Below are 25122 nucleotides of genomic sequence, written 5' to 3' on the forward strand. Positions count from 1 at the left end.
AGCGCCCTCATGATAGTTGGGGTGACCTTCATCATGAAACCGCTTGGTGGTCAAGTTTTCGAAGGGTTTGGCGCGACACTTTGGCGGATTTGGGCCGGCTCGAGCGGCGATGGCCTTGGCAAGGCGCGCAAGTTTGCCTAATCCGCTAGTTATCGCCCGGAAGGTCGTTATGTCGGAGAATATATCCATGGAAGTTCAAGAGCGGTTACAGGATGTCGTGAGCCGGATTCACACGGCGGAAAGGGCGGCAAAGCGCCCAAAGAATGCCGTCAGCCTCGTTGCCGTTTCCAAGACATTCGACGCTGACGCGATCCGTCCGGTGATCGAGGCCGGCCAACGCGTGTTCGGCGAAAACCGCGTGCAGGAAGCACAGGGCAAATGGCCGCTGCTGAAGGGCGAAAGCCCCGATCTGGCGCTGCATCTGATCGGGCCGCTGCAGTCCAACAAGGCGGCAGAAGCCGTTGCCCTGTTTGATGTCATCGAGACCGTCGATCGCGAGAAAATTGCCCGGGCGATCTCGGCGGAAATGAAGCGCCAGGACAGGACGCTTCGTCTCTATGTCCAGGTCAACACCGGTCTGGAACCGCAGAAGGCCGGAATTGCGCCTGCAGAAACCATCGCGTTCGTGACCTTCTGCCGCGAGGAACTGGATATGGTTATCGAGGGTCTGATGTGCATTCCGCCTGTCGACGAGAACCCCGGTCCGCATTTTGCGCTGTTGGCGAAACTAGCCGGCGCGTGCATGCTCGACAGGCTGTCGATGGGCATGTCCGGAGATTTCGAAACGGCGGTCCAGTTCGGCGCGACCAGCGTGCGCGTCGGTTCGGCAATTTTCGGATCACGCTGACGGCCAAAACGTCGCATTACGCTTTCGTCGGGGTTCACCTTCGTTCTCATTAGCCTATCCTTGTGCACGAGGAGGCCGGGCATCGCCCGGCATGCATTGGGAGGAGAACGGATATGGCGAGCCGCTATTCCGAAGTGTACGGCGCGTGGAAGACGGATCCGGAGGGGTTCTGGTCTGAGGCGGCAGAGGCGATCGACTGGTTCGAGAGGCCGGAGCGCGCCTTCGAGGCTGAAGGGGGCATTTATGGCCACTGGTTTCCCGGCGGGCTGACCAACAGCTGCTACAATTGCCTGGACCGGCATGTCGAAGCCGGTCGTGGCGAGCAGATCGCCTTCATCTACGACAGCCCGGTCACGTCTAGCATCGAGCGCATCTCCTATGGAGCGTTGCTCGACGACGTCAAGGCGCTGGCCGCCGTCTACCGCAAGCTCGGCGTCGACAAAGGCGATCGCATCATCATCTATATGCCGATGATCCCGCAGGCGGCGGTGGCGATGCTTGCCGCCGCGCGCATCGGCGCGGTGCATTCGGTGGTGTTTGGCGGCTTCGCCGCCAACGAACTCGCCGTTCGCATCGACGATTGCCGGGCCAAGCTCATCGTGTCGGCCAGCTGCGGCATCGAGCCCGGTCGCACGGTCGCCTACAAGCCGCTGCTCGATGCGGCGCTGACGATCGCCGAACACAAACCGGCGCATTGCCTTGTCTATCAGCGCGAGATGCTGCAGGCGGATATGACGCCGGTGCGCGATATCGACTATGCCACAGCGCTTGCGGCGGCAAAGGATGCGGGCGACGAGGCCGGTTGCACGCCGGTGGCGTCCACCGATCCGCTTTACGTGCTCTATACCTCCGGCACCACAGGCCAGCCGAAGGGCGTGGTGCGCGACAATGGCGGCCACATGGTTGCGCTCAAATGGTCGATGCAGAATTTCTTCGGCGTTCAGCCCGGTGAGGTCTTCTGGGCGGCGTCCGACATCGGCTGGGTCGTCGGGCATTCGTTCATCGTCTATGGGCCGCTTCTCAACGGCAACACCTCGATCCTGTTCGAAGGCAAGCCCGTCGGCACGCCGGATCCCGGAACCTACTGGCGGATTATCGCGGAACACGGCGTGGCCGTCATGTTCACCGCTCCGACGGCGCTGCGCGCCATTCGCAAGGAGGATCCGGATGCGTCGCTGGTGACGAACCATGATCTTTCTCGGTTTCGTGCGTTGTTTCTGGCCGGTGAACGGGCCGACCCCGACACGATCTGCTGGGCGGAAAGGGCGCTCGGTGTGCCGATCATCGACCATTGGTGGCAGACGGAAACGGGCTGGCCTGTTGCCGGCAATCCGCTCGGACTCGGACTCCTGCCTGTCAAATACGGATCACCGGCTGTTCCGTTACCCGGCTACGATGTCCAGATCCTCGACGACGCCGGTCATCCGGTCGAAGCGGGCACGCTGGGCAACGTCGTGGTCAAACTGCCTTTGCCTCCAGGGTGTCTGCCGACACTCTGGAATGCCGACCATCGGTTTCGCGCGGCCTATCTCGAGGAGTTTCCCGGCTACTACAAGACGGCCGATGCCGGCTACCTCGACGATGACGGCTATGTCTTCATCATGGCGCGCACCGACGACATCATCAATGTCGCCGGTCACCGGTTGTCGACGGGCGCCATGGAGGAAGTGTGCGCCAGCCATCCGGATGTGGCGGAATGTGCCGTCATCGGCATCGCCGACGCGCTGAAGGGTCAGATCCCCGCCGGCTTTCTGGTCATCAACTCGAATGTTTCCCGTGAAACATCCGAGATCGAACGGGAGGTCATCAGCCTCGTGCGTGATCGCATCGGGCCGGTGGCCGCCTTCCGCGTGGCGATGTGCGTCAAGCGGCTGCCGAAAACCCGATCCGGCAAGATCCTGCGCGCGACGATCCAGAAGATCGCCGATCGCCAACCGTGGAAAATGCCGGCGACAATCGACGACCCAGCGATCCTCGATGAGATTGCCGCGGTGCTTCATTCCAAGGGTATCCGCGCGTCTTATTAGACGCGCAAAGGTCGCTGTAGCACTTTGAATGGCTGCATGTTTTTATCCTTAAATCGAATAGGATTTAAGGAAACATGCAGGAGCATGCCTCAGATTCGAACGACGGAACTGAACCACGTGCTGAAGGCCGCCACCGGTTTGCTGCGCAGGTTCTTGGTGATGAGGTAGTAACTCTCGTCTTCAAGTGTGGCGATCGGCGAGAGGACGATGAGATCGCCGTGCTCGATCTCGCGGCGAAAGACTTCGACCGGGCAGAGCGCCACGCCATGGCCGGCGATCACTGCCGTCGCCAGCAGGTTGAAATCCTGGAAAACCGGACCGCGGCGCGGCGGTCGAGCCATGGGCAGGCCGGCTGTCGCAAACCATTCTTGCCACCGCGCGATCGTCTCGTCGTGAAGCAGGTCGGCGGTGGTGATTGCCTCTGGTGTGTCGAGCGCGCCTTTGCGCTCGATGTAACGAGGGCTGGCGACCGGGCGGTTCGCACGCGAAAACAGCCGGTCGCATTGCGTCCCGACGGATAGGTCCGCACCGAGCGTGATGAGCACGTCGCAACCCGTCTCCCGCAGCCTCTGCTCGGCCATCGCGTAGATTACCTTTACATCGACGTCCGGGTGCCGTTCGAGGAAATCGCTGAGCGCCGGTATCAGCCAGCGCGTGGCGATCGATGGGATGCAAGCGACGGTGATCGATGATTTGGCGTTGGCGCGCAGCATTTCTGTTTCGATCGCGATGCGCGCAAAACACGATGTCAAGGCGTCGGCCAACCGCTCGGCGTCAGGAAGGAGACCGACGCCGCGCTTTTCCCGCCGGAACAACGGCCGGCCGAACCATTCCTCGAGCAGCCTTATGTGATGGCTAACTGCAGCGTGTGTGACATGCAGCTCGTCCGCGGCACGTGAAAAGCTGGCGAGCCGGGCGGCGGCCTCGAATGCGCGAAGCATGCCGAGTGGCGGAAGCATCTGCAAATTCTCCTCAACCACCTCTTGAGAAATCGTTGTTTTTCTATCGAAAAGTCCCGTGGGATAAGGATTTCAACATCACGAGAACGCATTCCGGTCTTCGTCATGTAAGAATTTCTCATAGGAGGATATAGCACATGTTCGTGCGCAGCCTGCAGGATATCGAGGCCACCGATCATTTCGTCGAATGGGGGAGCGGCACCAGCCACCGACTGCTGACGGAAAAAGATGGCATGGGTTTTACCGTTTGCCACACCGTCGTTCGCGCCAATACGGTCTCATTGCTGGAGTACCGCAACCATCTTGAGGCTTGCTACTGCATCGCCGGCCAGGGCGAGGTGGAGGATATGCAGGGCAATGTCTTTCCGATTCGTCAGGGCGACATCTACGTGCTCGATCAGCACGACAAACATTTCCTGCGGGGAGGAAAAAATGAGGATCTCATCCTCGTCAGTGTCTTCAATCCACCGCTCAAGGGGACCGAGCGCCACAATCTGAAGGACCAGTCCGGTTCGGCCTACTGAATCTGGCAAACAAAAAAGCCCGGATCGAGCGATCCGGGCTTTCGTCAGGTCATGACAAGTCGATCAATATTGATCGTCTTCGTCCTCGTCCTTGCGATCCGACTTCAGCGACTTGAGCTTGGCGAAGACGGCATCCGCATCGATTTCCTTCTCTTCTTCGCGCTCGTAGCTGAAGTTGAGCTTTTCTGTTTCCTGGGCTGCTTCGAGCGTCGCGCCGAGCTCGGCGGCTGTCGGCAGCGGACGGCCCTTGGCGGCGCGTTCGACTTCAAGGTCGAGATCGATCTGCGAGCACAGGCCAAGCGTTACCGGATCCATCGGCGTCAGGTTCGTCGAGTTCCAGTGGGTGCGCTCGCGAATCTGCTCGATCGTCGACTTCGTGGTGCCGACGAGGCGGGAAATCTGCGCGTCCTTCAGCTCGGGATGGTTGCGAACCAGCCAGAGAATGGCATTCGGGCGATCCTGGCGCTTGGAGACCGGCGTGTAGCGCGGGCCCTTGCGCTTGGAGTCGGGAACACGGACTTTCGGCTCCGAAAGCTTGAGCTTGTGGTTCGGATTTGCCTCGGCGCGGGCGATCTCGTCGCGCGACAGCTGTCCGGTTGCGATTGGATCTAGACCCTTGATGCCCTGTGCCGATTCACCGTCTGCGATCGCCTTCACTTCGAGCGGATGCAGCTTGCAAAACGTTGCAATCTGTTCGAACGACAATGCCGTATTGTCGACGAGCCAGACGGCTGTTGCCTTGGGCATAAGCAGTTGCTGAGCCATGGATATAGTCCTTTTGTCCGCCGCGCCGGTGTCGCGGGCCGTGGAGTCTACCACTGATTTCCGGGAATTGAGCGCCTCTATAGCGTCGTTGTCTCAAAATTGCAATTCTCCAGTTCCAAATGTCCTTTTGTCTAATTGCGGCGCGGCTTTGACCTGCTATGACTCGTCGCCGAGGCGGGGTCCCCGGGAGGGACCTCAGACAGGAATGCGCAGGGAGGAACGAATGTCCGCCAAGATCTATCCGGTGTTGAAGTCTGCCAAGAGCCGGACGCTGCTCGATAACGCGACCTATCTGAAGTGGTATGAGGAAAGTGTCGAGGACCCGGCCAAGTTCTGGGGCAAACACGGCAAACGGATCGACTGGTTCAAGCCCTATACCAAGGTCAAGAACACCTCTTTCAAGGGCAAGGTCTCGATCAAGTGGTACGAGGACGGCCTCACCAACGTCTCCTACAATTGCATCGACCGCCACCTGAAGACGCACGGCGAAAAGACGGCGATCATCTGGGAAGGCGACAACCCCTATATCGACAAGAAGATCACCTACAACCAGCTCTACGAGCAGGTTTGTCGGCTTGCCAACGTCCTGAAGAAGCATGGCGTCAAGAAGGGCGACCGCGTCACCATCTACATGCCGATGATCCCGGAAGCATCCTACGCGATGCTTGCCTGCGCGCGCATCGGCGCCATTCATTCGGTCGTGTTCGGCGGCTTCTCGCCGGACGCGCTCGCCGGCCGCATCGTCGACTGCGAATCCACCTTCGTCATCACCTGTGACGAGGGCGTGCGCGGTGGCAAGCCGGTGCCGCTGAAGGAAAATACCGACACCGCGATCGACATCGCCGCCAAGCAGCACGTGATCGTCAACAAGGTGCTGGTCGTGCGCCGCACCGGCGGCAAGATCGGCTGGGCGCCGGGCCGCGACCTCTGGTACCACCAGGAAACTGCGACCGTGAAGCCGCATTGCGAGCCGGCGAAGATGAAGGCGGAAGACCCGTTGTTCATCCTCTACACCTCGGGCTCGACCGGCAAGCCGAAGGGCGTGCTGCACACCACCGGCGGCTACCTCGTCTATGCCTCGATGACCCATGAATACGTGTTCGACTATCGCGACGGCGATATCTATTGGTGCACGGCGGATGTCGGCTGGGTGACCGGCCATTCCTACATCGTCTACGGACCGCTCGCCAACGCGGCGACCACCGTGATGTTCGAGGGCGTTCCGAACTTCCCCGACGCAGGCCGCTTCTGGGAAGTCATCGACAAGCACAAGGTCAACGTCTTCTACACCGCGCCGACGGCAATCCGCTCGCTGATGGGCGCCGGCGACGATTTCGTCAAGCGCGCCTCGCGCTCGTCGCTGCGCCTGCTCGGTTCGGTCGGCGAACCGATCAACCCGGAAGCCTGGGAATGGTACTACAACGTCGTTGGCGATCAGAAATCGCCGATCGTCGACACCTGGTGGCAGACGGAAACCGGCGGCATCCTGATCACGCCGCTGCCGGGCGCGACCGATCTCAAGCCCGGATCGGCGACGCGGCCCTTCTTCGGCGTCCAGCCGCAGCTGGTCGACAACGAAGGCAACGTGCTCGAAGGACCTGCCGACGGCAACCTCTGCATCACCGACAGCTGGCCCGGCCAGATGCGCACGATCTATGGCGATCATGCACGCTTCGGCCAGACCTACTTCGCCACCTACAAGGGCAAGTATTTTACGGGTGACGGCTGCCGTCGCGACGAGGATGGCTACTATTGGATCACCGGCCGCGTCGACGACGTGCTCAACGTCTCCGGACACCGGCTGGGCACGGCCGAAGTCGAATCGGCGCTTGTCTCGCACCATCTGGTGTCCGAGGCAGCCGTCGTCGGCTATCCGCACCCGATCAAGGGACAGGGCATCTACTGCTACGTCTCGCTGATGGCGGGTGAGGTCGGCAATGACGATCTGCGTCAGGCGCTGGTAAAGCACGTCCGCTCGGAAATCGGCCCGATCGCGACGCCAGACAAGATCCAGTTTGCCCCCGGCCTGCCGAAGACCCGCTCGGGCAAGATCATGCGCCGCATCCTGCGCAAGATCGCGGAAGACGATTTCGGTGCGCTTGGTGACACCTCAACGCTTGCCGATCCGGCTGTTGTGGAAGACCTGATCGCCAACCGGCAGAACAAGGCTTAACAGCAACGCACGGTAAAAAGGGCGGCTTCGAGCCGCCCTTTTTTGTATGATGTTTCGTACCGAGGCGGTGGACGGAATAGACGACTGGGTCATCGACGGGCGTTTGTGAGCCGGATTCCGATTGACGGTAAGCGGAGTTCCCGGGCGGCAGCAGGAGATCGATATGACCCACGGTTGTTTTCGGACGATCCCAAAGAAGGAAATGTTCCTTCGCTTCAAACCCGTCTGAGAGCATTCTCAGAAATCGATCGCCCTACCCTTGATTTCCCAGTCGCCGAAGCGTGCCGGGTCGGCGCCGCCGCGGCCGCCGATTTCTGTCGGCATAACCTTCTCCGCTTCAGCCTGCCGACGCTCCTCCGCTTCCTTCAGCGCGCGCATGGCCGCGGCAGGCAGCGGCTTTTTCGGGCGGTCGGGGGCATTGTCGTTGTCGTTCTGCATCTCGCCAGTATCCGGATTCGTGCATCTGTATTGAAGAACGGGGCATTTGCACCCATCATATAAGGCGCCGTTGTCCGAACGGAAACCCTGATTCACGTGAAACGTCGACGACCCGGAGCCTCTTCATGAACCTCGTTCGCACCGCCATGCTGCTTGCAGTGATGACCGCCCTGTTCATGGCGGTTGGCTTCGCCATTGGTGGACGTGGCGGCATGATGATTGCGTTCGTCATCGCCGCCGGTATGAATTTCTTCTCGTACTGGTATTCCGACCGCATGGTGCTGCGCATGTACCGTGCGCAGGAGGTCGATGAACGCAGCGCCCCGGAATATTACGGCATCGTGCGCGATCTCGCTGAGAATGCCGGCCTGCCGATGCCGCGGGTCTATGTCATCGACAACCCGCAGCCGAACGCCTTTGCAACCGGACGCAACCCGCAGAACGCCGCCGTTGCCGCCTCGACCGGACTGCTCAACGCGCTCTCCTACGACGAGGTCGCCGGCGTCATGGCGCATGAACTGGCGCACGTCCAGAACCGCGATACCCTGACAATGACGCTGACAGCCACGCTTGCCGGCGCCATTTCGATGCTGGGCAACTTCGCCTTCCTGTTTGGCGGCAATCGCGAAAACAACAACAACAACAACCCGCTCGGTTTTGTCGGGGTGCTGATTGCAATGATCGTCGCGCCGATGGCGGCCATGCTGGTGCAGATGGCGATCAGCCGTACCCGGGAATATTCCGCCGATCGCCGTGGCGCCGAAATCTGTGGCAAGCCCCTGGCTCTCGCCTCGGCGCTGCAGAAGATCGCTGGTGCTGCCCATCGGATTCACAATGACGATGCCGAGCGCAACCCGGCAACCGCGCATATGTTCATCATCAATCCGCTCTCAGGCGAGCGCATGGACAACCTGTTTTCGACCCATCCGAACACTGAAAACCGGATTGCGGCCCTGCAACAGATGGCGCAGGAGATGTCCATGGGGTCGACGCCGCCGGTTCGGGCTGATAATCCGGTGCGCAAATCGCGCTCTGTTCCCTCTACCGGTTGGGGTCGCGGTGGTTCCGAACCGCCGAAAGGTCCCTGGTCCTGATGTCTGCCGAAAACAACAACGATTCACGTCCGAAACAAAACCGCTCGCGCAAGGAGCCGGCAAAGTCGAAGAGGCCTGCGCAAGAGCAGCGCGGTCCGGAGAAGCCCGGACTGCGCACGCGACAGGCAGCGGCCAAGATTCTCGGGGCGGTCGTCGATCGCAAGACCTCGCTCGATGGCATGCTCGATCATGAGCACGGAAATCCGGCCTACCGCGAACTGAGCGAGGCCGACCGGGCGCTGGTGCGCGCCATTCTCAATTCGGCATTGCGTCATCTGCCGCGCATCCAGGCGGCAATCGGCTCGATGCTGCAGACGCCGCTTCCGGAAGGCGCGCGCGCTCTCGACCATGTGCTCGCAGTGGCTGCCGCGCAGATCCTCTATCTCGACGTTCCTGATCATTCCGCCGTCGATCTTGCCGTCGAGCAGGCGCAGGCCGATCCGCGAAACCGCCGGTTTGCCAATCTGGTCAATGCCATCCTTCGCCGCCTGTCGCGCGAGAAGGACACGATCCTGGAAAATCTGCGAACCGTTCCTGCGATGCCGGACTGGTTCTTCGACAGGCTGGTCGAGCGTTATGGACGCGAACAGGCCGATCTCATCGCCGAAGCGCAACTGACCCCAGCGGCGATCGATCTGACTGTCAAGTCGGATCCGGATGCCTGGGCCGAGCGGCTCGGCGGTACGGTGCTGCCGACAGGCTCAGTCCGCCTTGCAGAATTCTCGGGCTCTATCCCCTCCTTAGCCGGATTCTCCGATGGCGAGTGGTGGGTTCAGGATGCGGCCGCATCCATCCCTGCCCGTCTTTTCGGGTCGATTGCCGGGAAGACCGTCGTCGATCTCTGCGCGGCACCCGGTGGTAAGACGGCGCAGCTTATCCTCGCCGGTGCCGAGGTGACGGCGCTTGATCAGTCGTCGAGCCGGCTGAGGCGTCTGAAGGGCAATCTCGAGCGATTGGGCCTGGAAGCGCAGATGAAAGAGACCAACATGGCCGACTTTCGGCCGGACGAACTTTTCGATGCCGCCTTGCTCGATGCCCCCTGTTCGTCGACCGGAACGACCCGCCGTCACCCGGATGTGCTTTGGACCAAGGGTCCGGAGGACATCGAGAAGCTTGCGCTGCTTCAGGAGCGCCTGCTGCGCCACGCGCTGACGGTGGTCAAGCCGGGCGGCATCGTCGTGTTCTCCAATTGCTCGCTTGACCCACGCGAAGGCGAGGAAGTGGTCGACCGGGTGGTCGCAGCCGGCGATGATTATGAGCGGGTGCCGGTTCTGGCTGAGAATTGGCAGGGCCTTGAAGATGCGATCACCCCGCTCGGCGAAGTGCGCACCACGCCATCGATGTTCCCGCTCGATCCACCCTTTGCCGGTGGACTCGACGGATTCTACGCCGCCGTGATTCGCCGCAAATAAGTCTGGAAAAGTCGATTCGTTCTTCGGAAAGGCTCGGCCACGGGCTGTTTTGGCGCGTCATTTGACGCTTTAAGGCCATGAGCCTATCAAAGACGATAAAATTGATAAAAGTTTAATGATCTTTCCGGCACCATCCAGAGTTCACGCGGAGCGCCGCGCGTCCTTTCGGACAGAGAAGAACGCTCTGACATTTTGAAACGGCGCATCGTGCGTACCGGAGATCGAATAGGGATTTTCGGGCAACCCTGCGCGAGTGATACTGGCGCGAAGCCGATGCAGCCGTTCGTTCGTCTCGAACGGCTTGCTTCAGGATTAAGGAAATCGACGGGCGTTGATGGTGTTTTCCGGCAGGCGAAGGCTTTCTTATCTGTATGCGCGCGAAGGTTGGCGCCGCGTGTCGCGGCGACTTTCGGTCGGCCGCGTCTCGTCGCTGCGCTTTACCGGATCGACGCCCGGCCGCCTGATCGTTGCGCCGACGGACCTCAGAGCCGTCGATCCCTTCGTTGCCGAGGAGATCCTCGAGGGTCGCTTTCCGCTGGCTGGGCGGGTGCTCGACACCGAGGGCGAATCGCCCTTCGAGATCGACCTGCCGTCGCTGGAATTTGCCACCCGCCTGCATTCGTTCGGCTGGCTCAGGCATCTGCGGGCGATCCGCGAGGATGCCGGCTTCGTGCGCCTGCGGCAGATCGTTGACGACTGGATTGCCACCCACGGCCGCAATTTCGGAGGCATTGCCTGGGATGCCGACGTCATCGCCCAGCGCATCATCGCATGGCTCTCGCATTCGCCGGTGGTCCTGCGCAATGCCGAGCACGGCTTTTATCGCCGCTTCCTGAAAAGCCTGGCCTTCCAGGTTCGTTATCTCCGTCACATTGCCGAAACGGTCAGGGATGGCGAGGCTCGCCTGCGTGTGCGGATGGCGCTTGCCATGGCATCGGTTTCGATGCCGTCGACGCCGTCGGCGATCCGCAAGGCGTCGCGCCATCTCGATTTCGAGCTTGATCGGCAGATTCTCGCCGACGGCAGCCACTTTTCGCGCAGCCCGCGGGCCGGGCTTGAGTTGCTGCTCGACCTGCTGCCGCTGCGCCAGACCTATGTCAATCTGGGGCATGACGTGCCGTCGCGCCTGATCCCTTGCATCGATCGTATGTATCCGGCACTGCGCTTCTTCCGCCACCAGGGCGGCGAACTGGCGCTTTTCAACGGCGCGACCTCGGTGCTGGCGCATGAGCTTGCCTCGGTGCTGCGCTATGATGAAACCGCCGGCGAGCCATTCCGCTCGCTGCCTCTCGCGCATTACGAGCGCCTGTCGATCGAAAACACCGTGGTCATCGTCGATACCGGCCGGCCGCTTTCAGTCGACCTGTCGCGTAGCGCCCATGCCGGCTGCCTCTCGTTCGAAATGTCCTCGGGCAAGACGCGTTTCGTGATCAATTCGGGCGCGCCGAAATTTGCCGGCGAACGATTCCGCCAGATGGCACGGATGACCGCCGCCCACTCCACCGTGACCGTCAACGACACGTCCTCCTCACGCTTCTCGCAGTCACGGTTTCTGGGCCCGATCATCACCAGCGGCGTCTCGCGCGTCGTCGTCGAGCGCAAGGACGAACCGGGCCGCCAGGAATCCGTCATGGCAAACCATGACGGTTATCTCTCGTCCTTTGGGCTCCTGCACGAGCGCGACATCGGCGTGCTGAACGGCGGCCGGATGATCCGTGGGCGTGACCGGCTTTCGCGCGCCGACGGCAGCGATCCTGATGAAACGAACCTGGCCGTGGCAGTCGCCCGCTTCCATATCCACCCGGCCGTCACTATTCGCCAGAACAACGGCCGCGAGATCTATCTGACCGCGCCCGATGGTGAAATCTGGCTGTTTGCCTGCCAGGACGGCGAGCTGGCGGTCGAGGAAGACATCTTCTTTGCCGATCCCTCGGGCATTCGCGCCTCGTCGCAGCTGACGGTGACCTTCGCCGTTGCCAGGCAGCCGGAGATCCAATGGACCTTCTCGCGCACGAACTGAGGCCAACTGCGCCCCTTATTTTAGGATGTTGGCCTGCCGAGGTTTCTTCGGCCGGCAAGCTATGCTAACGGGCAGCCATCCCAATCGCCGGAGCATCCTCCCGGGCGTCCGGCGCCGCCAAAGGAGCATGGTTGATGGCTGTCGCCTCCAAGAAAATTCCCGCCCCGAACGAGGTTCCAGTCCGGACCGCTCTTCTTTCCGTGTCCGACAAGACCGGTGTCGTCGAGCTTGCCCGTGCGCTGCATGAAAAAGGCGTACGTCTGGTTTCGACCGGCGGCACCCACAAGGCACTGTCGCAGGCGGGGTTGCCAGTCAGCGACGTCGCCGAACTCACCGGCTTTCCCGAGGTTATGGATGGCCGGGTCAAAACCCTTCACCCGGGCGTGCATGGCGGCCTGCTGGCAATCCGCGACGATGCCGAGCATCAGGCGGCGATGTCGGCACATGGCATCACCGCGATCGATCTGGCGGTGATCAATCTCTATCCCTTCGAGGAGGTTCGCGCGCAGGGCGGCGATTATCCGACGACGGTCGAGAACATCGATATCGGCGGCCCGGCGATGATCCGCGCATCCGCCAAGAACCACGCCTATGTCACAATTGTCACCGATCCGGCCGACTATCCGGTCCTGCTCGAAGAACTTGCAGCAGGCGCGACGACCTATGCCTTCCGCCAGAAGATGGCGGCCAAGGCCTATGCCCGCACGGCCGCCTATGACGCAGCCATTTCCAACTGGTTTGCCGAGGCGCTCGACACGCCGATGCCGCGCCACCGCGTTCTCGGCGGCGTCTTGAAGGAGGAGATGCGCTACGGTGAGAATCCGCACCAGAAGGCGGGCTTCTACGTCACCGGCGAGAACCGTCCGGGCGTTGCCACAGCTAAGCTGCTGCAGGGCAAGCAGCTTTCCTACAACAACATCAACGACACCGATGCCGCCTTCGAACTCGTCGCCGAGTTCCTGCCGGAAAAAGCCCCGGCCGTGGCGATCATCAAGCATGCCAATCCTTGCGGCGTGGCCACGGCCCCGACGCTGGTCGAAGCTTATCGACGCGCGCTTGCCTGCGATTCCACCTCAGCTTTTGGCGGCATCATCGCGCTCAACCAGATGCTCGATGCGGAAACGGCCGAAGCGATCGTCAAGCTCTTTACCGAAGTGATCATCGCGCCTGAGGTCAGCGATGAGGCCAAGGCCGTCATCGCCCGCAAGCCGAACCTGCGGCTCTTGACCACGGGCGCCCTGCCGGATCCGCGCATCCCCGGCCTTTCCGCCAAGACCGTATCCGGCGGCCTTCTCGTCCAGACCCGCGACAACGGCATGGTCGAAGACCTGGAGCTGAAGGTGGTGACCAAGCGTGCACCGACGGCGCAGGAACTGGAAGACATGAAGTTTGCCTTCAAGGTGGCAAAACACGTCAAGTCGAACGCCGTCGTCTATGCCAAGGATGGCCAGACCGCAGGCATCGGCGCCGGGCAGATGAGCCGGGTCGATTCGGCCCGCATCGCCGCGATCAAGGCCGAAGAAGCCGCCAAGGCGCTCGGCCTCGCAACGCCGTTGACGCGCGGCTCGGCCGTCGCCTCCGAGGCTTTCCTGCCGTTTGCCGATGGCTTGCTGTCGGCGATCGCTGCCGGTGCCACGGCGGTGATCCAGCCCGGTGGTTCGATGCGCGACGAGGAAGTGATTGCCGCGGCCGACGAGCATGGCGTTGCGATGGTCTTCACCGGTATGCGCCACTTCCGCCACTAAACCGGATCGGTTGCATTTTCAGTTGCTACTGCATGTTTCCATAAATCCTATTCGATTTAAGGATAAAAACATGCAGCAATTCAAAGTGCTACAGCGACCTTTGCGCGTTAATAAGACGCACGGCGCTGTAGTAAAGTCCGAGTTTTATTCCTCAGAGCCGTCGCGTCCCCAGGACGCGGCGGCTTTCGTATGTCCGGCATTCGCCGGATAAGGCGTGCGCAGCAGGATCAGAAAACCGAGGACGAGGAAGACGACGAGCGCCATCATGCCGATGCGGGCGGAGCCGGTCATGAGCGTGATCGTGGCGACCGACGCGGGCGCAAGAAACGACGTCGCACGGCCGGAAAGTGCATAGAGACCAAAGTAGCGCCCTGCTTCGTCCAGGCTGACGCTGCGCGCCAGATAGGAGCGCGACGACGCCTGAACCGGCCCGAAGGCGATACCGACGAGCAGGCCGTAGACGATATAGGCCTTCTCGGCTGCAGTGCCGAAGATGCCGCCCGAATCGTCCGTCGGCAGGGGAAGCAGACCGAAGAAGGTGAAGCCCGGTCCTGTCGAGACGATGCCAAGCGTGGCAATGATCAGGCAGACCAGGCTGGCGATCACGATGGTCTTTGAACCGAGCCGGGCATCGAGCTTGCTTGCATAGAGGCAGCCACCGATGGCAACGACGTTGAGGATGATGCCATAGATGCCGAGTTCCATGGTTTGCCAGGCGAACATGGCGGCGGCGAAGGTGCCGCCCAGTGCCAGCAGGCCATTGACCCCATCCTGAAAGATCATGCGGGCGATGAGGAAGCGCAGGATGCCGCGCCTTTGCCTGAGTTCGCCGAGTGTGCCTTTCAGTTCGCGCAGTCCCGTTCGGGTCGCCCCTGCAAGCGACATGGTCGCCTTGGTCGCATCCGGCGTGAACAGGAACATCGGAATGATGAACACGAGGTACCAGAGCGCCGATATCGGCCCGGTGATGCGCGCGTCCTCGCCCTTTGCCGGATCGAGCCCAAACAGCGGATCGATGCCGAGAGCGGTCTTGCCGGTTTCCGGATTTCCGGCAAGAAGCGCCACGACAGCGATGAGCACGATCATCCCGCCGAGATAGCCGAGGCCCCAGGCGATGTTGGAAATGCGGCCGATGTCCTTCTCGTCCACAAGTCGCGTCATCATCGAATCATTGAACACGATCGAGAATTCGGCAGCGACGGTGGCCAGCACCATGAAGATGACGGCGTAGATGATCGGTGAGCCGGGGGCGGCAAACCAGAGCATCGCCAGCGATACGATCTTGATGATGGCGAAAAAGCCGATCCACGGCTTGCGCGGTCCGGTGGCGTCGGCGATCGAGCCGAGAACCGGGGAGAGAATGGCGATGATGATGCCGGAAATGGTGAGCGTATAGCCCCACATCGCCTGGCCGATAGCATGATCCTCAGTCAGCCGGGAAACGAAGTAGGGGCCGAAGATGAAGGTGGTGATCACCGTGAAGAACGGTTGGGCCGCCCAGTCGAACAGCATCCATCCGGCAATGCCGAGACGGGTCGTTCCCGGCTTGTCTGCAGCCCTGTCCGCCGAAATCGCCAATTACCCCTCCCGGAAATGACTGCGCCGTGCGTTCTAATGAACGCGCGGCGCAGAAAGATCGTCATATCTCGCTCATCGAGACCGGGTTGACGGAGCATCCCCGGCCCGATCTTGCGCTACTGCATGTTTCCTTAAATCCTATTCGATTTAAGGATTAAACCATGCAGCAATTCAAACTGCTACAGCGACCTTTGCGCGTCTAATAAGACGCCCGGCGCTGTAGTCCGGGGCGGACTGTGTCATTTCACCCTGCCGCGTGCAAGGTCGTTGAGCAGACCCGCGGCAACCGTGATCTTGGCAAGCGTGGTCTCGCCCTTCTCAGTCAGGAGCGTCAGCTGGCCGCCCGCGCGTGAAACGCGTTCGCGGTCGTTTTCCTGCCAGGCCTGGACGGGATTGCGCTCGCTCTTCTGCTCGCGCAGCGCCGCTGCGGTGATGTCGCGTCTGGCGCCGGCAATGTCCGAGATCGCGCGCGACAGCGCCATTGCCTCGAACTGCTCGGTTGCCGGTACGCGGTCGGCTGCCGCCAGCAGGCGGTTGATCCGCAGCGTTTCGGTGACGGCAAAATAACCCTGTGCCGTGCGGCTCAGCGTCTCGCCGGTTTCAGCTGATATCTGCATGATTTCGGGCACGAGGGTCATCAGCGCCAGTTCCAGGATCTCATCCGCCAGTTTCTCCGGCACGCCGCCCTCGACGAAGGCTGCGGTCTTTACCCGAGCTTCGTCGGCGGTTTCGCCTGAAATCGCGGTGCGCATGGTGCTGCGCAGCTTCTGCAGCCCGTCGCGCAGGCGCGTCACGGCTTCCGAAACCGAACCCGTTGCCGCATGGGTGCGCAGGGCCCGCTCCGTCACGAGCGTGAAGATGCGCCCGACTTCCTGGTAGAGCGCATTCTGGAGGGCGCCGCTGATGCGATTGTCCAGGGCATCGATCTCGTCATAGATCCGCGGCAGGTCGAAGCCATCGAGTGCCAAAACAGCCGCCTTGACGACGTCTGCCGAGAGGAAGCCGGTGGCATCCGTCAAGGTCGAGACGAAAGCGGGGCCGCCGCGATTGATGGTTTCGTTGGCCAGCACCGTCGCGATGATCTCGCGGCGCAGCCGGTGGCCGTGGATGTCGCCGGCATAAGTCTTGCGCATCTTGCCGGGGAAGTAGCGTTCCAGGGTCGCCGTGAAATACGGGTCGTCGGGAAGCTCGCTGGCGATCAGCTCGTCGAACAGCACCAGCTTCGAGTAGGACAGGAGGACGCCGATCTCCGCGCGTGTCAGCGGCTTGCCGGCCTGATAGCGCTCGGTCATGACCTGGTCGGTCGGCAGCGTCTCAACCTTGCGGTTGAGGTGGCCGTCGGCTTCGAGTCGCGTCATCAGGCGGCCGAGCGTCGTGCGGTTTCCGGTACCCTGCAGTTCGGTGAGCGAGATTGCCAGCGACTGCTCGTAGTTGTTGCGCAGTACGAGATGGCCGACTTCCTCGGTCATCGACGCCAGCAGCGTGTTGCGCTTCGGCCGGGTCAGGCGACCGTCGCGCATCGCCGAGGCCAGCGCGATCTTGATGTTGACCTCGACGTCGGACGAGTTGACGCCCGCCGAGTTGTCGATGGCGTCGGAGTTGCAGCGACCGCCATTGAGGCCGAAGCCGATACGGCCCTTCTGGGTCACGCCGAGGTTTGCGCCCTCGCCGATGACACGGGCGCGGACCTCTTCGGCGACCACACGGATCGCGTCGTTGGCGCGGTCGCCAACCTCGGCATCCGTCTCGTTGCTGCCGCGCACATAGGTGCCGATGCCGCCGAACCAGAGAAGATCGACCTGGCTCTTCAGGATCGCGTTCATGATCTCGAACGGCGTGGCCTTCTGCTTGTCGATGCAGATCGCCGCCATGGCTTCCGGTGTCAGCGTCACCGACTTTTCGGCGCGGGAAATGATCATCCCGCCTTCGGAGAGCGTCTTGCGATCATAGTCCTGCCAGCTCGAACGTGGCAGGGCGAACATGCGCTTGCGTTCGGCGAAGGAAACATCCGTATCCGGATTCGGATCGATGAAGATGTCGCGATGGTCGAAGGCCGCGAGCAGACGGATCTTTTCCGAAAGCAGCATGCCGTTGCCGAAGACGTCGCCCGACATGTCGCCGACGCCGGCGACGGTGAAGGGAGTGGTCTGGATGTCGATGTCCATCTCGCGGAAGTGCCGCTTGGCGGTCTCCCAGGCGCCACGGGCGGTGATGCCCATCTTCTTGTGGTCGTAGCCGGCCGATCCGCCTGAGGCGAACGCGTCATCGAGCCAGAAGCCTGCTTCCTGGGCCAGGCCGTTGGCCGTGTCCGAGAAGGTCGCCGTGCCCTTGTCGGCGGCAACGACGAAGTAGGGATCGTCACCGTCGCGGCGCAGCGTGTCGGCCGGCGGCACGACATCCTGGCCGACAATGTTGTCGGTGACCGACAGCATCGTGCGGATGAAGGTCTTGTAGGCTTCGGTTCCGGCCTTGAACACCTCGTCGCGGTTGCCGCCAACCGGCAGCTGCTTCGGGTAGAAGCCACCCTTGGCGCCAACGGGCACGATGACGGCGTTCTTGACCTGCTGTGCCTTCACCAGGCCCAGTACTTCGGTGCGGTAGTCCTGTGCGCGGTCGGACCAGCGAAGACCGCCACGGGCGACCTTGCCGAAACGCAGATGCACGCCTTCGACTTCGGTGCCGTAGACGAAGATTTCGCGGAACGGACGCGGCTCGGGCAAGCCTTCGAGCTGCTTGGGATCGAGCTTGACGGCAAGGACCGCACGCGGCTTTCCGTCGGCATCCTTCTGGAAGTAATTGGTGCGGAGCGTCGCCTCGATGGCGTTGACGTAGCGGCGCAGGATCCGGTCCTCGTCGAGGCTCGGTACCGCCGACAGTGCGGTCTCGATCGATGCGATCAGGGCGTTGCACTTCTTGGCACGCGGCTTCTCCTCGATCGCCGGGTCCATGCGGGTGACGAACAGCTTGAAGATATCGGCGGCAATCGCCGGATATTTGTTCAGCGTGTCGGCGATATAGCCCTGCGAATAGGTGATGCCGGCCTGGCGGAGGTAGCGGGCATAGGCACGCAGCACCGTCACTTCGCGGGCGTTCAAGCCGGCGAGCAGGATCAGCCTGTTGAAGTTATCATCCTCGATCGTGCCGTTCCAGGCGGCGAGGAAGGCTTCCTCGAGCGCCGCACCCGACTTGTCGAGATTGAGCGCATGGCCGTCGCGATGGATCAACTCCATGTCGTGCAGCACGACGCGATGCTGGTCCTCGCCATGCTTGCCGACGTTGAGGTCGTAGGTCTGCTCGCTGATGACCCGGAAGCCGAGATTTTCGAGCAGCGGCACGCGGCGCGAAAGCGATACGGGTTCGCCGGCGTGGAAGATCTTCAGCTCGGCCGTATCAGGACGATTGACCGGGCGGTTGTAGTGGTAGAACGAGATCCGGATCGGATCTTCCGCCTTGCAGGCGGCGATATCGGCGAGATCGGCATAGGCTTCGGCCGGTGCAAAGGCCGCCTGGTAGGCTTCGCCAACGCTGAGCTCGATGCCATCCTTGCGGGCAAGCAGGTCGAAGCGATCGATCCAGCGCGTGACGATGCCTCGCACGGCCTCCTCGAGCTTGGCCTGGGGGATGCGCGGCGTCTTGCCGCTGGTCCGGCCGATGATGAAGTGCACGCGCGCCAGACCGCCCTCGGGGAAGGCCGGGTAGTAGGCCGAAACACGACCGTCATAAGCCGTCTTCAGATAGTCCCCGATCTTCTCGCGAACGTCGGAATCATATTGCTCGCGCGGTACGAAGACGATGACCGAAACGAAGCGGTCGAAATGGTCGATGCGTGGCAGAACGCGGATGCGCGGACGGTCGCCGAGCTCGTTGATCTGTTCGCAGAAGGCGGCGAGCAGGCCGACGTCGATCTGGAAGAGATCGTCGCGCGGGTAGGATTCGAGCGTGTTGTCCAGCATCTTGCCGGAATGGCTCTGCGGATCGTAGCCGAAATGATCGACGATCTTCTCGATCTTGTGGCGCAGCAGCGGGATTTCCGCGGCCTGACGGGTATAGGCCGAGGAGGTGAACAGGCCGACGATGCGCAGCTCGCCGGCGACATTGCCGTCGGCATCGAAACGCTTGACGCCGATGTAGTCCATATAGGCGCGGCGGTGCACGACCGACTTCACATTGGCCTTGGTGACGATCAGGAAATCCGGGCTTTCGAGGAAGGCCAGAATCTCCGGCGTGGTCAGAACTGCGTCCTTGCCCTGGCGCAGCACGCGCACATCGGGATTGGAAAGGATGCCGAGGCCCCTGCCCTTGCCGCGCTCGACCGTCGCCTTCCCGCCCTTGCCCGAATAGGTGTATTCGCGCATGCCGAGGAAGGTGAAGTTGTTGTCCCTGAGCCAGCGAAGGAAGGCCAGCGCTTCGTCGCGGTCGCTCTTCTTGCGCGAGGCGTTGTAGTCCTCGAGTTCCTTCATCGCGTGATCGAGCAGCGTCGTCATCGCCGGCCAGTCGTGCACGGCCTGATGAACCTGTTCGAGCACATCGCGGATACGGTTGCTGAGCGATTGCGCCTCGACCGGCGTCAACTTGCTCAGGTGGATCTGGATGTGGCTGATCCGGTGTGCCGGATCGCTCGGCTCGTCCGGATCGAACGGCTTGGCGGGCTTGCCCGGTTCCTGGACCAGAATGGGATGGATCGCGAGATGGATATCGCGGTGCGTGGTCGTCACCTCGCCCATGACCGAATCAAAGAGGAACGGCATGTTGTGTTCGGTGACGGCAATGATCGAAACCTCGGTGCCGCCAGGCGCAACGCCGGCCACGGTTTCAACCGACACTTGAGGTTTGCCGCCGTCCCAGCGTGCGAGTTCGCTTCTCGCATGGGCCGCCGTCAGTGCCAGCATGTCCGCCGAATAAAGATCGAGGTCGTCGTTGCTGGCCCCGCCGAAGAGGATCTCGGGCGCCAGCGCGTCGGTGCCCAGTTTGATGGCGGCCGCCTTCGCTGCGTCGATGTGTCTGTCCCGCTTCGGATTGTATTTCACGCCCATGAAGTTTCTCCCATTCATGATAGGCTAGACCCTATCAGAACCTTGGCTAATGGCGACCGCTTTTTATGACGATTTCGGCAAAAACGAGCCGAGAATCGGAGAATCTCACGTGAAAACAGCTTAAATCCATTTAAATCGAAGGCAGATTGGCGAAAATTGCTCGAATTTCGATGAAAAAGCACGAAAACGCCAGCGGCTCGTGCGGAACCTGTCTGCCATAGCCTGTTGACATGGCGGTGACAGTCGGTGATCAGAGTTCAAATCGAAGGATTGGACTGGCCGATGCCCGAAATGCCCTCCTTGCCTGGTGCCGTCATCGTCATTTCTAGTCACGTGGTTCGCGGCACCGTCGGCAATCGGGCGGTTGTCTTTGCCTTGGAGACGCTTGGCCATCCCGTCTGGGCTCTGCCGACCGTCATTCTGCCCTGGCATCCCGGCCATGGCCATTCGACGCGCATCACGATACCGGACGCGGAATTCCAGTCGGTGATCGACGATCTGGCTCAGGCGCCCTGGGCCGGCGAGGTCCGGGCAGTCCTGTCAGGCTATCTCGGCTCGGCGAGCCAGGCAGAGGGCGTTGCCCGGCTGGTGACCGCCTTGCGCGCCCGCAATCCTGATCTCGTCTATGCCTGCGACCCGGTGATCGGTGATGCCGAAGGGCTCTACGTGCCCGAAGCGACGGCGATTACCATCCGCGACCGGCTGTTGCCGCTTGCAAGTCTCGCCACGCCCAACCGGTTCGAACTGGCCTGGCTTGCCGGCGCGACGCTCGAGACCAATGCGGCAATCCTTGACGCGGCGCTGGGGCTTGGTCCCTCGCGCATGCTGGTCACGTCGGCGATTCCGATGATGAAGGGCGGGACGGGAAATCTCTATCTCTCCGGCAACCATGCGCTGCTCGCCGAACACCGGCTGATCGAGAACCCGCCGAACGGCACGGGCGATCTGCTGGCGGCGGTGTTCCTGGCGCGGCTGCTGGAAGGCCTCTCCGAGGAGCGCGCGCTTCAGATGGCGACAGCCAGCGTGTTCGAAATTATCGCGCGCACGGTCAAGCGCGGCGCCGATGAACTGACGCTCGAACAGGATGCGTCCAGTCTCTCGACGCCGATGGCGATGGTGCAGATGCGGCGCTTGCTGCATCCGAGCCAGATGCGGCGGAAATAGAAGAAGCTGTTCACGGCACGCCGTCGGATGGCTTGGTGGATTGAACTCTCGACAGCAGCGGGGTAACCGATGGATATGCAGCGTTTTCCAGACCACCTTCTGAACGGCTATCATAACTTCATGAGTGGTCGCTTCAGCGAACAGCAGCAGCGTTACAAGACATTGGCGGATAGCGGGCAGAAGCCCAAGACCATGGTCATTGCCTGTTGTGACTCCCGGGCAGCGCCCGAGACGATCTTCGACAGCGGCCCGGGCGAGCTCTTCGTCGTGCGCAACGTCGCCAATCTCATGCCGCCCTACGAGCCGGACGGACACTACCACTCGACGTCGGCAGCTCTGGAATTTGCCGTCCAGTCTCTGCGTGTCAGCGACATCGTCGTCATGGGCCACGGACGCTGCGGCGGCATCAAGGCGGCGCTTGACCTGGACGCCGAGCCCCTGTCGCCGGGTGACTTCATCGGTCGCTGGATGCACCTCTTGAAACCGTCCGCCGAACAGATCCAGAGCAATGACGTGATGACCCAGGCCGAGCGGCAGCGCGCTCTGGAGCGGGTTTCCATCCGCAACTCGATCGCCAATCTTCGCACCTTCCCCTGCGTCCAGATTCTCGAATCGAAGGGCAAGCTCCAGCTTCACGGCGCCTGGTTCGACATTTCGACCGGCGAGCTCTGGGTGATGGATCCGAAGAGCGGCGACTTTGCCCGTCCAGGTATGTGATAGAAGCCAGAGAAAAAGCCCGGTCCTTTCGAACCGGGCTTCTTTTATTTCATAAGCTTTGATCTTTTGTTTTTGCGCTGTCGTTATCGCAAAACCGCTGCGCACCTTTGCGCAACATGCGTTAGAGCGTCTGCGGTTTAAGCGGAGTCGCAGAAACGCTCTATCTCCTTGTTTCTACGCATTTCCTGACGGAAAACCGCTTCGCACTTTTCCTGGAAATGCTCTAGTCGCCGTCAATTTCCGCGCCGATGATGGCGATCGCCTGCTGATAGACGCTGGCGGCGTTCCAGCCCTGGATCGCGCCGAAATTGGCCTGTCCCGGCTGATATCCGGCGCCCGGCTGCCAGCCGTGTCCACGCAGGAAGTTCGCGGTCGAAGCAAGCGCGTCAGCCTTCGAGCGGACCATGTCGATATGGCCGTTGCCGTCACCGTCGACGCCGTATTTCAGAACGTTTGCCGGAAGGAACTGGGTCTGTCCGATTTCGCCATGGGCAGCGCCGCGTGCAGCCGGGCTGAGATCGCCGCGCTGGACGAGCTGGAGCGCCGCATAGAGCTGGTTGGTGAAGTAGTCGGACCGGCGGCAGTCATAGGCGAGCGTCGAAACGGCTGAGAGCGTATGCTCCTTGCCCATGAAGCCGCCAAAGCCGGTTTCCATGCCCCAGATGGCGATCAGCGGGCCGGCCGGTACGCCGTAGCGCCGTTCGATGCTGTTGAAGAGCGCCGCATTCTGGGCCTTCATCTTCTTGCCGCGCGAGATGATCGTCTGACCGCCACGCTTCTGCATGAACTGGCTGAGCGAGAGCTTGAAGCTTTTCTGGCCGCGGTCGGCGCGGATCGTCGCCTTGTTGTAGGAAACGCCGGAGAGCGCCTTGTCGAGCGCCGCAGGGCTGATGCCGTTGCCGGAGGCTTCCTGCTTGAACTGCGTCATCCAGGCCGCGAAACCGCTGCCGTCGTTGCCGCACTGTGCCGCCGACGCGGTCGCCGGAAGGATCGCCGTTGAAATCAGGGCCGCAAGCCCAATCGCTACGCACTTTGCCGTGTGCATGAAATACCCCGTCATTGCCCAAATCTGGTTGCCGTTAGGAAGATGCCAGCCTTTGCCGGCTCTGTCACCCGCCCCTCATTGGCGGAAATTTCCTAACGGTTTCACGTGAATCCGATCAATTTTGCGCACGGATCCGTGAAACAGGAAACCCCGCAGGCCGATAACGGGCCAGGCGGGGTTCTTATTCGTGCTTTACCGTCTGTTTGTTCAGGCGGCCTGCTTCTTGGCGCGGATCAGACCGCGGTTGATGAGCAGCTCGGCGATCTGGATCGCGTTGAGTGCCGCACCCTTGCGCAGGTTATCGGAAACGACCCAGATGTTGAGGCCGTTTTCGACGGTTGCGTCTTCGCGGATGCGCGAGATGTAGGTCGCGTCTTCGCCGGCGCACTCGTAAGGCGTTACGTAGCCGCCGTTCTCGTGCTTGTCGACAACAAGGCAACCCGGTGCTTCGCGCAGGATATCGCGCGCCTCGTCAGCGGTGATCTCGTTTTCGAACTCGATGTTGACCGATTCCGAATGGCCGATGAAGACCGGGACGCGCACGGCCGTGCAGGTCACCTTGATCTTCGGGTCGAGCATCTTCTTGGTCTCGGCCAGAACCTTCCACTCTTCCTTGGTGTAGCCGTCTTCCATGAAGACGTCGATGTGCGGAATGACGTTGAAGGCGATGCGCTTGGTGAACTTCTTCGATTCGATCGGGTCGGCAACGAAGACCGCACGGGTCTGGTTGAAGAGTTCGTCCATGCCGTCCTTGCCGGCGCCGGAAACCGACTGGTAGGTCGAGACGACGACGCGCTTGATCTTGGCGTGGTCGTGCAGCGGCTTCAGCGCGACGACGAGCTGGGCGGTCGAGCAATTCGGATTGGCGATGATGTTCTTCTTGGTGAAGAGCGTGATCGCGTCCGGGTTCACTTCCGGCACGATCAGCGGCACTTCGGAGTCGTAACGCCAGGCCGAGGAATTGTCGATGACGACGCAACCCTGCTGGCCGATCTTCGGCGAATACTTCAGCGAAACCGCGCCGCCGGCCGACATCAGGCAGATATCGGTATCGGAGAAATCGTAGTTTTCGAGGTTCTTGACCTTGAGCGTCTTGTCGCCGAAGGAAACTTCCGTGCCCTGGGAACGGGCGGAAGCAAGGGCGACCACTTCATCGGCGGGAAAGCCGCGTTCCGAAAGGATGTTCAGCATCTCCCGGCCGACATTGCCGGTGGCGCCTGCGACTGCAATCTTGAAACCCATGATCTAAGCTCTCTTTTTTGTCTCTCCTCGTCGGGTGGAGGGGGAAACCGCGCGATCCGCCGCGAGGGTTCCTGTCCCCGGCCAAACCGGGGAGAGAGCGGAGGGCCAGAGACGTCAGACGGTTTTCGTCGTCGTTTTGGCCGTTGTTTTGAAGGAAGCTGGAAAACGCATATCCTGCCCGGCGATTTCTGCCAGGACGCTGCTGTCAGCGAAGTTGTGTTCGCGGCGAAGCATGGAATGCCTTCCTTTCCGAGGCTCGTAATAATTGTTTCTATCGGCGAGTCAAGCGTGCGATGCTTGGCGCCTGCAAACGTGATCGCAATGTCATGTCGCTGTCAT

At 61.6% G+C, this 25122-nt stretch carries 17 protein-coding genes; 10 read left to right on the forward strand and 7 right to left on the reverse strand.

Annotated features, from left to right (window positions below):
- The first annotated feature begins 187 nt into the window (after window positions 1–187).
- Together ASD02_RS21710 and ASD02_RS21715 are read left to right on the forward strand one after the other, a co-directional pair.
- A complete protein-coding gene (locus tag ASD02_RS21710) occupies window positions 188–847 on the forward strand; it encodes a YggS family pyridoxal phosphate-dependent enzyme (RefSeq protein WP_025425291.1) in 660 nt (219 codons plus the stop codon).
- 113 nt (window positions 848–960) lie between these two features.
- Window positions 961–2874: an AMP-binding protein gene (locus tag ASD02_RS21715; protein ID WP_057258480.1), complete on the forward strand. Its 1914-nt coding sequence runs from the start codon at window positions 961–963 to the stop codon at window positions 2872–2874.
- Between the two features lie 89 nt (window positions 2875–2963).
- On the opposite strand, the gene ASD02_RS21720 is transcribed toward ASD02_RS21715, so the two are convergent.
- Window positions 2964–3833 (reverse strand): LysR substrate-binding domain-containing protein, encoded by an 870-nt coding sequence (locus tag ASD02_RS21720; protein ID WP_057220845.1) that lies wholly within the window; start codon window positions 3831–3833, stop codon window positions 2964–2966.
- A 137-nt stretch (window positions 3834–3970) separates the two neighbouring features.
- Between ASD02_RS21720 and ASD02_RS21725 the strand changes: the two genes are divergently transcribed.
- A complete protein-coding gene (locus ASD02_RS21725) occupies window positions 3971–4357 on the forward strand; it encodes an ectoine synthase (protein ID WP_025425288.1) in 387 nt (128 codons plus the stop codon).
- Between the two features lie 63 nt (window positions 4358–4420).
- On the opposite strand, the gene ASD02_RS21730 is transcribed toward ASD02_RS21725, so the two are convergent.
- Window positions 4421–5122, reverse strand: coding sequence for a DUF1013 domain-containing protein (locus ASD02_RS21730; RefSeq protein ID WP_025425287.1), 702 nt, complete (start codon window positions 5120–5122; stop codon window positions 4421–4423).
- 223 nt (window positions 5123–5345) lie between these two features.
- Between ASD02_RS21730 and acs the strand changes: the two genes are divergently transcribed.
- Window positions 5346–7295: an acetate--CoA ligase gene (gene acs / locus ASD02_RS21735; protein ID WP_025425286.1), complete on the forward strand. Its 1950-nt coding sequence runs from the start codon at window positions 5346–5348 to the stop codon at window positions 7293–7295.
- Window positions 7296–7532: 237 nt separating this feature from the next.
- Here acs and ASD02_RS21740 read toward each other — a convergent pair whose 3' ends face one another.
- Window positions 7533–7733: a DUF1674 domain-containing protein gene (locus tag ASD02_RS21740; RefSeq protein ID WP_038575773.1), complete on the reverse strand. Its 201-nt coding sequence runs from the start codon at window positions 7731–7733 to the stop codon at window positions 7533–7535.
- Window positions 7734–7858: 125 nt separating this feature from the next.
- Between ASD02_RS21740 and htpX the strand changes: the two genes are divergently transcribed.
- The 4 genes from htpX to purH all read left to right on the forward strand — a co-directional run bounded on the left by htpX (window position 7859) and on the right by purH (window position 14004).
- Complete coding sequence (htpX, locus tag ASD02_RS21745; protein WP_057206463.1) at window positions 7859–8827, forward strand: zinc metalloprotease HtpX; 969 nt, start codon at window positions 7859–7861, stop codon at window positions 8825–8827.
- Window positions 8827–10239: an RsmB/NOP family class I SAM-dependent RNA methyltransferase gene (locus ASD02_RS21750; protein ID WP_025425284.1), complete on the forward strand. Its 1413-nt coding sequence runs from the start codon at window positions 8827–8829 to the stop codon at window positions 10237–10239. Before htpX ends, ASD02_RS21750 begins: the two co-directional genes overlap by 1 nt.
- Before the next feature lie 334 nt (window positions 10240–10573).
- Entirely contained in the window at window positions 10574–12259 is a 1686-nt protein-coding gene (locus tag ASD02_RS21755; RefSeq protein WP_025425283.1) for a heparinase II/III family protein, read from the forward strand.
- Between the two features lie 134 nt (window positions 12260–12393).
- Window positions 12394–14004, forward strand: coding sequence for a bifunctional phosphoribosylaminoimidazolecarboxamide formyltransferase/IMP cyclohydrolase (gene purH, locus ASD02_RS21760; RefSeq protein ID WP_025425282.1), 1611 nt, complete (start codon window positions 12394–12396; stop codon window positions 14002–14004).
- A gap of 144 nt (window positions 14005–14148) precedes the next feature.
- Here purH and ASD02_RS21765 read toward each other — a convergent pair whose 3' ends face one another.
- Both ASD02_RS21765 and ASD02_RS21770 read right to left on the reverse strand, forming a co-directional pair.
- Complete coding sequence (locus ASD02_RS21765; protein ID WP_025425281.1) at window positions 14149–15582, reverse strand: MFS transporter; 1434 nt, start codon at window positions 15580–15582, stop codon at window positions 14149–14151.
- Window positions 15583–15821: 239 nt separating this feature from the next.
- Entirely contained in the window at window positions 15822–20615 is a 4794-nt protein-coding gene (locus ASD02_RS21770) for an NAD-glutamate dehydrogenase (protein WP_025425280.1), read from the reverse strand.
- 282 nt (window positions 20616–20897) lie between these two features.
- Here ASD02_RS21770 and pdxY point away from each other — a divergent pair, with 282 nt between their 5' ends.
- Window positions 20898–21779 carry a pyridoxal kinase PdxY gene (pdxY, locus tag ASD02_RS21775; protein WP_025425279.1) on the forward strand — a complete coding sequence of 294 codons (882 nt, stop codon included), beginning with the start codon at window positions 20898–20900 and terminating at the stop codon, window positions 21777–21779.
- Between the two features lie 69 nt (window positions 21780–21848).
- A complete protein-coding gene (locus tag ASD02_RS21780; RefSeq protein ID WP_025425278.1) occupies window positions 21849–22496 on the forward strand; it encodes a carbonic anhydrase in 648 nt (215 codons plus the stop codon).
- Window positions 22497–22719: 223 nt separating this feature from the next.
- On the opposite strand, the gene ASD02_RS21785 is transcribed toward ASD02_RS21780, so the two are convergent.
- Entirely contained in the window at window positions 22720–23541 is an 822-nt protein-coding gene (locus ASD02_RS21785; protein WP_025425277.1) for a lytic transglycosylase domain-containing protein, read from the reverse strand.
- Window positions 23542–23748: 207 nt separating this feature from the next.
- Complete coding sequence (locus ASD02_RS21790; RefSeq protein WP_025425276.1) at window positions 23749–24783, reverse strand: aspartate-semialdehyde dehydrogenase; 1035 nt, start codon at window positions 24781–24783, stop codon at window positions 23749–23751.
- Window positions 24784–25122: the final 339 nt, after the last annotated feature.

It is taken from the genome of Ensifer sp. Root1252, from assembly GCF_001425885.1.
GTDB lineage: Bacteria > Pseudomonadota > Alphaproteobacteria > Rhizobiales > Rhizobiaceae > Ensifer > Ensifer canadensis.